Source organism: Mycobacterium neglectum (genome assembly GCF_002591975.1).
GTDB lineage: Bacteria > Actinomycetota > Actinomycetes > Mycobacteriales > Mycobacteriaceae > Mycobacterium > Mycobacterium neglectum.
On record NZ_NVQE01000008.1, the window covers coordinates 159,901 to 167,849 of the forward strand.

Genomic DNA, 7,949 nt, shown 5'->3' on the forward strand with positions numbered 1-7,949 from the left:
GCCGTCAGTGACCCTAGGAGGCGGTATGGCAGGGATCGATGCGAGCCCGCGGACGCATGCGTCACATTCGGGCGTCGAGTTGGAGCCGATACAGCTGGTCGCCCCGGACGGGACGGCGACCGCCGAGACGCGGTACCGACGGAACCTCCCACCCGAGACGCTGACCTGGCTCTACGAGTCGATGGTCATCACCCGCGAGCTGGATACCGAGTTCGTCAACCTGCAACGCCAGGGTGAGCTGGCGCTGTTCGCGTCGTGCCGCGGTCAGGAGGCCACGCAGATCGGCGCGGCGGCCTGTCTGCCCAAAACCGACTGGCTTTTCCCGCAGTACCGCGAGATCGGCGCGTTCCTGCTGCGTGGACTCACGCCGGCGCAGCTGGGCGCGGTCTGGCGGGGTAAATGGCACGGGGGGCTGGGGTTCACCGAGAAGTGTGTCGCACCGATCTCGATCCCGATCGGCACGCAAGGCCTGCACGCGGTAGGTGCGGCGATGGCGGCCCAACGCCTCGGTGAGGACTCGGTGACGCTGGCCTTTCTCGGCGACGGCGCGACCAGTGAAGGTGATGCTCACGAGGCGTTGAACTTCGCGGCCGTGTTCAAGGCACCATGCATTTTCGTCGTGCAGAACAACCATTGGGCGATATCGGTTCCGGTCAGCAGACAGCAGGCAGGGCCTTCCATCGCGCACCGGGCCATCGGATACGGGATGCCCGGAATTCGGGTGGACGGAAACGACGTGCTGGCCTGCTATGCGGTGACGGCAGAGGCCGCCAGGCGTGCCCGGGACGGTGGCGGCCCGACTTTGATCGAGGCGGTTACCTACCGGATGGGGCCGCACACCACCTCCGACGACCCCACCCGGTACCGGTCCGACGAGGAACTCGAGTACTGGGCGACACGAGATCCGATTGAGCGCTATCGCATTTATCTGCAGGCAGAAGGCGTTTGGACCGCACGGCTCGAGGACCGAATAGCTGCCAGATCGAAGCGATTACGCGCCGAACTGCGGGAGTCGGTCGTCGACGCAGTCGACTTCGAGATCACCGATGTGTTCGACACCGTCTATCACGACATCACCCCGGATCTGTTGGCACAGCGCGCGCAAGTGTTGGCGGAGATCGCGAAGGAGGCAGAAGCGTGACTCAGATCATCGAGCGACCGATATTTCACGGCGACGACGAACCGCACCGGGCGCTGTTGACCACGATGCCGGACGTCCAGACGCTAACCATGGCGCAGGCTATCAACCGGGCGCTGCACGACGCGATGGCAGCCGATGAGCGCGTGCTCGTTTTCGGTGAGGACGTCGCCACGCTCGGCGGTGTCTTCCGTGTCACCGAGGGACTTTCTCAAACCTTCGGCGAGCAAAGGTGCTTCGATACACCCCTTGCGGAGTCCGCGATCATCGGCATCGCGATCGGGATGGCGATCCGCGGCTTTGTACCCGTTCCCGAGATCCAGTTCGACGGGTTCGCCGCGCCCGCGTTCGATCAGATCGTCAGCCACTTGGCGAAGTACCGGATGCGGACGCGCGGGGACATCGAGATGCCGGTGACCATCCGGATTCCGTCGTTCGGCGGGATCGGCGCCGTGGAACATCATTCGGAGTCGACGGAAAGCTATTGGCTGCACACCGCGGGCCTGAAGGTGGTCACGCCGTCGACTCCGACGGATGCGTATTGGCTGCTGCGGCAGTCGATCGCCTGCCAGGATCCGATTGTCTATCTGGAACCCAAACGGCGGTACTGGACGCGTGAGCCCGTCGACACCAACACCCCGGGTCTTCCGATTGGGCACGCGGCGATCCGGCGCAGCGGCGATGACGTCACGGTGATCACCTACGGCCCGCTGGTCGCCACGGCGATCAGCGCCGCCGAACTGGCTGAACAACAACATGGTTGGAGCCTGGAGGTCGTCGATCTGCGGTCGTTGAATCCGCTGGATTTCGACACTGTCGCCGCATCGGTGCAACGGACCGGCCGTGCGGTGGTCATGCACGAGGGTCCGCGCACATTGGGCTTCGGTGCGGAACTCGCGGCGCGCATCCAAGAGGAGCTGTTCTACGACCTGGAGGCACCGGTCCTGCGCGCCACCGGATTTGACACGCCGTTCCCGCCGGCACGGCTGGAGAAGCTGTGGCTGCCGGGCGTCGACCGGCTGCTGGATTGCGTCGAGCGGACGCTGGAACAGCCATGACCGGCGATGAGCGCTCGCGCGAAGTGGGGGCAGCTGCTGCGGTACGGGACTTCCTCGTTCCCGATCTCGGCGAAGGACTCGAGGACGCGACTATCACGAGCTGGAGCGTCGCCGTGGGAGACACCGTCGAGCTGAACCAGACGCTGTGCACGGTCGAGACCAACAAAGCCGAGGTCGAGATCCCGAGTCCGTACGCCGGGCTGATCACCGAGCTTGGCGGCGGTGAGGGGCAGACGCTGAATGTCGGTGCGGTGTTGGTCCGTATCGCGACGGCAGCCGAGAAGGCGGTCGAAGCGGGCACAAAGCGGCGTCCGGTGCTCGTCGGATACGGCGCCGACGATGAGATGGACGACAGCAGACGGAGCGCACGACCGGCGTCGACACGTCCGCGCGCGAAGCCGCCGGTACGAAAGCTGGCTGCGGAGCTGAACGTCGACCTCAACAAGTTGGCAGGTTCGGGCACCGACGGAGTGATCACCCGCGAGGACGTGCTGTCTTCGGCGGGCCGGTCTGCGCCAAGTTCCGACATGGTGGCGGTGCGCGGTGTGCGGGCGGAAATGGCGCATCGAATGTCGCTGTCGCGCACGGAGATACCTGATGCGCATGCGAGTGTGCAGGCGGACGGGACGGGCCTGCAGCGCTTGCGTGACCGGCTACGCGACCAGGCGGGCATCGACGTGCCGATCACGCCTTTCGTTCTCACCTTGCGGCTGTTGACGATTGCGCTCACGCACCACCAGAATCTCAACGCGACGTGGGTCGACACCACCGAAGGCCCCCAGATCCACCTGCACTCCGCGGTGCATCTGGGATTCGGGGTGGCGGCCCCGCGCGGCCTGCTGGTGCCCGTCGTCAAGGACGCGCAGAACAAGACGACCCGTGAGCTCGCCGACGCGGTAGCGCGGCTGATTTCGGATGCCCGGGCAGGCACGCTGCGACCGACCGAATTGCAGGGCTCCACGTTCACGGTGTCCAACTTTGGTGCGCTCGGACTGGACGACGGTGTCCCGGTGATCAACTACCCGGAGGCGGCGATCCTCGGGATGGGCTCGCTGAAACCGCGAGCCGTCGTCGTCGACGGAGAAGTCGTGGCACGTCCGACGATGTCGCTGACGTGCGCGTTCGACCATCGCATCATCGACGGCGCACAAGCCGCGGCATTCTTGACCGAACTACGTGCCCTCATCGAGGCGCCGGAACTGGCACTCCTGGACCTCTAGAGGTCACCTGCGCTTGGCGGCCTCGAGTCGGCGTGCGAACTCCGGTGACTCGATCGAGGTGGCCTGCGGGCCCAGTTCGGTGTCGACCGCGATGCTGTGCTGGTCGCTGTCGACAAAACCGGGATTGGCGGTGGCCCGCATCGAGGCCTTCGTCGCGAGGACCACGTCGCGCGGTGCCGCTGCGGGGCCCGCGGCGAGTTCGCGGGCGGCGGCGACCGGGTCCTCTGCGACCCGCAGCGCCAGTCCGTGGCGCACCGCGGTTTCGGCGTCGAAACTCATGCCGAACAGCAGCGACGCGCGGGCCACCTGTGGGCCGACAGCACGCTGCAGCATCCACGTGGCACCGCCGCCAGGATGGATGCCCAGCTTCTGGAACCGCGGATCGAAGAGTGCCGCCGGACCGGCGATCCGCACGTCGGCTGCCAGCGCGAGGTTGAGCCCGGCGCCGACCGCGGCGCCGTTGACGGCCGCGATCGTCGGCAGCGCGCAGTTGGCGACAGCGAGGAATCCGTCGTAGATCACGCGCAGGCCGTCCTCGGTGGCCTCGCCAAGCGCGGTCAGATTCGCGCCCGCGCAGAACGCCTTCCCTGCACCGGTGACAATCAGCGCGTTAACGTCCTGGTTGGCTTCGACGGCATCCACCGCGGCCCGCAACGCCGCTGAGATCTCGGCCGTGACCGCATTACGGCGGTCCGGGTCGTTGATGGTGATGACGGCGACGTGATGGTCGACGTGGATCAGTACGAGATCAGACACGCGGCTCAGCCTAGTGACCGCCGCCGGGCCGGGGTCAGGCGCTCGTCAACGTGACGTTGGCCAGCGACACCGCGACATCGCTGGGCAGGATGTCGACAAATGTCGGGGCATCGCGTTGAGCGGGGCCGGACGCGATGACATTGGCCGGAAAGCTGGGGCTGCACGGGAAGTTGTTGCAGCGGAACCAGAAGCCCTGCGCACTTTGGTACGGGAACATGCTCGGTGCCTGATCGACCCGGTACCGGCCCGGCGGGATGAACGCCGTCGCCCATCCGTCGCGCGGGTTGGTGGTGACATTGAAGACGCCGTTGCTGCCGTAGCTCGGTGGGGAAGCATTCGCAGGGACGGCCAGCGCCACCGCCATCAGTGCGGCGGCCGCTGTGGCCGCGACCTTGGATTTCACGTGGTGGAGTGTATCGAGACGAACGCCGCAGCGAAGCAGATCTCGCGGACAGCGTTCGCTAGCCCGCATCCCCGTCGTCGTCGTCGTTGTCGTCGTCGTCGTCGTTGTCGTTGTCGTTGTCGTTGTTGTCGTTGTCGTTGTCGTTGGTGGTTCCGGTACCCGTGCCGGTGCCGGTCCCCGTTGCGGTACCCGTGCCGGTCCCGGTCGGGGTCCCCGTTCCGGTTCCGGTCCCGGTGGCGTTGTCGGTGTCGGTGTCGTCGTTGGTTCCGGTGGCGGGGCCAGTTCCTGTGCCGGTGCCGATGGCAGTTCCGGTTCCGGTTCCCGTCAGGTCGGTCTCCGAGAGCTCCGTCGGTTGTCCAGTGCCCAGGCCGTCTTCTGGGTCTCCCTGCTTTGCGTCAACGAAGCCTGCGCGTTCATTGTCTTCGTCGCCTCCGGGCACAGCACCGAAGCTGTTGTCCATGATGTTCATCTGCTCGTCGGTGCCGTAAGACAGCAAGTCGGTCTTGTCGCCGGCGATCCTGTCGGTTGACTCGAGCTGTCTGGCCGCGGATATGGTCTGCGCCGCCCTCGGCTGGAATGGAGCGAAGATTGCCGCGATGGTCTCCACAATCGCACCGGGGAGCTTCAGGAGGGTCGTGACAATGTCCCCGATTGAAGGAAATAGGCGCCCGGGGCGGTACGCGCTCGGATCCGTCGGAATCGGGTTGCCGCCGTAATAGCCGAAGTCGACCGCCAGCTTCAATAGTGGCGCCGTGACGTTTGCGATGTAGTCACCGAAGGCGCCGCGGATAAGGGTGGTCAGCGGTAGTTCTCTGGTCGTGTATGTGACATACGTAGTGTCGTTCCGCTTTGTGACGTACGCGGTGATCCTGTCATTTGGTGAGGTGCAGCGGGCGTCGAGGCAAGGGAGCAGCGCGCCGCCCTCGGTGACCGCGCACGTATTCGCACCGCAGTCGGCAGGTTCGCCGTTTTCATCGACGGGCAAGTCGATCTCGGCCTGGTTCAGGCGCGTGTTCAGGTAGGCGGCCAGCGCATTGACGGCGGAGAACGGGTTCAGCACGTATCCCGGCGCGTTGGAATTGTAGTCGTACTCGTAGCCGGTGTTAACGACTGTGACGCCGTCGGGGACGCTGCTCGGAGTCGGAATGGGATTTACTCCGATCAGCGCGAACCATGGATAGCGGGTGCCAAAACCGCCGTCCGGACGGGCGACATCGTTGTCCAGCACGAAGATGGTGTTATCGCTGAAACTCGGATTCTGCGCCAGCAGCAGCAAACTCGCGTTCGCGGCGCCCCAACCGGAGCTGAGAACGACATTGCGGTCGTCGTCGGCATTGGCTTCCAGCGCAGCCTGGATGCCGGCGGGGCCCTCCGAGAAATTCACGCGGACGGGTGGCTTGCCTGCCGTGTAGATGTCGTCTTGGAACCTGCCCCCAAAAAAATCTTCAACGCCCGCTCCGCTGGGATTTGTCGAGCTGCCGACGACGATGAGGGCCGCCAGATCGACGAGGGACGAGGAAATGGATGCCGGCTGGGTGACTGCAACGGCGGTGACGCTCGTTGCGACCCCGATCGCGGCAGCGCCGATCGCGACCTTGACCGCGTCTTTTCTTCCAGCCCTGGCCATTCGTGCGCCCCTCCACAAGGATTTCTAGCAAACCCTATCGCTCACGGGCATCGTACGCGAGATCCAGGCACGAAGTAGGCACCCCCGGCAGGATTCGAACCTGCAACCTACGGAGTAGAAATCCGCTGCGCTATCCGTTGCGCCACGGGGGCAACGCACGGAAGTCTATCGCCCCCTCAGGTCGCCTCCAGGCTGCGTGGCGGCCACTAAACGCACGCCGCGCTACCGCGCGGCGGACTAGCGTGGTGACCACCGAACGGCCGTACGGGAGGAGAGCGACGAGCAATGAGTGATGTGCCGGACCTGGACGCGGACGGACTCCCGGAGGAACTCAGCGCGTTCGACCAGATCCTGCATCGCGGTGAGGCCAACCCGCGCACCCGTTCGGGGATCATGACGCTGGAGATCCTCGACAGCGACCCGGACTGGGACCAGTTCCGGCGCAGGTTCGACAACGCGTCACGCAAGGTGCTCCGGCTGCGTCAGAAGGTCGTCACGCCGACGCTGCCGACGGTGGCACCGCGGTGGGTGATCGATCCCGATTTCAACCTGGACTTCCACGTCCGCCGGATTCGGATCTCCCAACCCGGAACCCTGCGCCAGGTACTCGACCTCGCTGACGTCGCGGCGCAGTCGCCGCTCGACATCTCCAGGCCGCTGTGGACCGCGACGCTCATCGAGGGGCTCGAAGGTGGCGGCGCGGCGATCATGATGCATCTCAGTCACGCCATCACGGACGGGGTCGGAGCCGTCGAGATGTTCGCCCATATCTACGACCTAGAGCGCGAACCCGCGCCGCAGGCAATACCGCCGCTACCGATCCCGCAGGACCTCTCACCCAACGACTTGATGCGCCAAGGGGTTCGACGCCTGCCGGGCACGATCGTCGGGCGGGTGCGCGGCGTGGTGTCCGGCGCCGCCCACGTCGTGGGCGAAGCCGTCCGCGACCCGATCTCACGCATGGGCAGCATCATCGACTACGCGATGTCCGGTGCCCGAGTGATGGGGCCCGTCGCAGACCCGTCGCCGGTGCTGCGTCGACGCAGCCTCTCGTCGCGCAGCGAGGCCATCGACATCAAGTTCGGTGACATCCATCGCGCGGCCAAGGCGGCGGGCGGCTCCATCAACGATGCGTACCTGGCCGGCCTGTGTGGCGCACTACGGCTCTACCACGATGCCAAAGGCGTTCCCATCGACGCATTGCCGATGGCGGTTCCGGTCAACTTGCGATCTGAAGCGGACCCCGCGGGTGGAAACCGGTTCGCTGGAGTCAATCTCGCCGCTCCGATCGGACTGCAAGACCCCGAGGTGCGGATCAAGAACATCCGCCAACAGATGACGAGCAAGCGTGAAGAGCGGGCGATCGACATGGTCGGGGCCATTGCTCCGGTGATCAGCCTGCTGCCCGACTCGGTGCTCGAGTCCATGGCGGGGTCGATCGTCAACTCCGATGTGCAAGCCAGCAATGTGCCCGTCTATGCGGGCGACACGTTCATCGCCGGCGCGAAGATTCTGCGGCAGTACGGAATTGGCCCGCTGCCGGGTGTGGCCATGATGGTGGTGCTGATCTCCCGGGCGGGGTATTGCACCATCACCACACGTTACGATCGCGCCGCGATCGACGACCCGGATCTGTGGGCCCGCTGCCTGCTGTCGGGTTTCGACGAAGTTCTGGCTCTGGGTGGCGACGGTCGCGCGGTCCCGGCGTCGTTCTCCACAGACCCGCCCGAACCCGGTATACACATCC

7 protein-coding genes and 1 tRNA gene are annotated in these 7,949 nt (G+C 65.7%); 4 read left to right on the forward strand and 4 right to left on the reverse strand.

All coding sequences use genetic code 11. From position 1 onward, the window contains the following. Positions 1–25: 25 nt before the first annotated feature. Genes pdhA through CSQ99_RS09495 form a run of 3 tightly spaced genes read left to right on the forward strand, consistent with a single transcriptional unit; the run spans position 26 to position 3,416 of the window. Positions 26–1,141 (forward strand): pyruvate dehydrogenase (acetyl-transferring) E1 component subunit alpha, encoded by a 1,116-nt coding sequence (gene pdhA / locus CSQ99_RS09485; RefSeq protein ID WP_099038806.1) that lies wholly within the window; start codon positions 26–28, stop codon positions 1,139–1,141. Beyond that, positions 1,138–2,196, forward strand: coding sequence for an alpha-ketoacid dehydrogenase subunit beta (locus CSQ99_RS09490; protein WP_099038807.1), 1,059 nt, complete (start codon positions 1,138–1,140; stop codon positions 2,194–2,196). The genes pdhA and CSQ99_RS09490 overlap by 4 nt, the downstream gene beginning before the upstream one ends. Continuing rightward, positions 2,193–3,416, forward strand: coding sequence for a dihydrolipoamide acetyltransferase family protein (locus tag CSQ99_RS09495; protein WP_099038808.1), 1,224 nt, complete (start codon positions 2,193–2,195; stop codon positions 3,414–3,416). Before CSQ99_RS09490 ends, CSQ99_RS09495 begins: the two co-directional genes overlap by 4 nt. A gap of 3 nt (positions 3,417–3,419) precedes the next feature. Here CSQ99_RS09495 and CSQ99_RS09500 read toward each other — a convergent pair whose 3' ends face one another. The 4 genes from CSQ99_RS09500 to CSQ99_RS09515 all read right to left on the reverse strand — a co-directional run bounded on the left by CSQ99_RS09500 (position 3,420) and on the right by CSQ99_RS09515 (position 6,354). Beyond that, positions 3,420–4,172 (reverse strand): enoyl-CoA hydratase, encoded by a 753-nt coding sequence (locus tag CSQ99_RS09500; RefSeq protein ID WP_099038809.1) that lies wholly within the window; start codon positions 4,170–4,172, stop codon positions 3,420–3,422. A 34-nt stretch (positions 4,173–4,206) separates the two neighbouring features. Further along, positions 4,207–4,536, reverse strand: coding sequence for a hypothetical protein (locus CSQ99_RS09505; RefSeq protein ID WP_099038827.1), 330 nt, complete (start codon positions 4,534–4,536; stop codon positions 4,207–4,209). A gap of 97 nt (positions 4,537–4,633) precedes the next feature. After that, positions 4,634–6,202, reverse strand: coding sequence for an alpha/beta hydrolase family protein (locus CSQ99_RS31675; protein WP_099038810.1), 1,569 nt, complete (start codon positions 6,200–6,202; stop codon positions 4,634–4,636). A 79-nt stretch (positions 6,203–6,281) separates the two neighbouring features. Further along, a tRNA-Arg gene (locus tag CSQ99_RS09515) sits at positions 6,282–6,354 on the reverse strand. Between the two features lie 133 nt (positions 6,355–6,487). Between CSQ99_RS09515 and CSQ99_RS09520 the strand changes: the two genes are divergently transcribed. After that, the coding region (locus CSQ99_RS09520) for a wax ester/triacylglycerol synthase family O-acyltransferase (protein ID WP_099038811.1) at positions 6,488–7,949 on the forward strand (1,462 nt) is incomplete at its 3' end.